General features: G+C 48.2%; 1 protein-coding gene and 1 pseudogene. Both read left to right on the plus strand.

From position 1 onward, the window contains the following. A partial coding sequence (locus R8O11_RS25945) for a MotA/TolQ/ExbB proton channel family protein (RefSeq protein ID WP_318194705.1) occupies nt 1–811 on the plus strand: 811 nt, incomplete at its 5' end. Beyond that, nucleotides 811–910 (plus strand): annotated as a pseudogene (locus tag R8O11_RS25950) (MotA/TolQ/ExbB proton channel family protein); the annotation flags it as partial. The gene R8O11_RS25945 and the pseudogene R8O11_RS25950, both read left to right, overlap by 1 nt.

The raw sequence follows: 910 nt of genomic DNA on the forward strand, positions 1-910 counted from the left end.
TGGTGTTCGTCTTGGTGCAATGGCACTACTTGATGACTATGGCTATGTGAAATGGAACGGCCAGCGTGGTGACGCAGTGAACTATTTGCGTCAGCCAGAAAATGGTCCGACAGCGAGCGCATTCACCAACGGCGAATTGGATTCGTTAGTCATTGATCCATCGCGTGGCATTCTTTTAGAACAACTAGCGAACTCGCCAACGCTGAAAGATCGTCTAAATGCGGGTGGCGTAGTTGGCCAGATCATCCTTGTTCTATTAGCGATTGGTTTGATTATCGCGTTGGTTCGCGGTGTGTCTCTTTTCATTGCTCGCCAAAAAATTGCGAAGCAGCTAAAGAATCCAACCAAAGCAGAAGATAACCCTCTAGGTCGCGTTCTTTCTGTTTATCAAAACGACAAACATCGAAGTGTCGAAGCATTAGAATTGCGTCTACTTGAGGCGGTGGTTGATGAGCAAACACACCTTGAAAAAGGCCTATCGATGCTCAAACTGCTTGCAGCGCTGGCACCAATGTTAGGTCTGCTAGGTACGGTAACGGGCATGATCGAAACATTCCAAGTGATCACTCAGTTTGGTAATGGCGATCCAAAAGTCATGGCGGGCGGTATTTCGATGGCGTTGGTGACAACGGTTCTCGGCTTGGTAGCCGCAATGCCACTGCTTCTGGCGCATAATGTGCTGAGTTCTCAAGCCGAGAGCATTCGCAACATTCTAGAAAAGCAGGGTATTGGCTTAGTTGCTGAACAAGCAGAGCGCGATATGTCTAACAACAAAGGCAACCGTAACACGATAGCGGAGAACGCAGCGTAATGGAGCAGATCCTACTCAACACTTTGGGTTTGATCAGTGAGGATTGGGCCAATACCTTGATGAGCTTTATGCAGCAAGGTGGCCAAATCCTATGGTGGT

Source organism: Vibrio sp. 1288, from assembly GCF_033344475.1.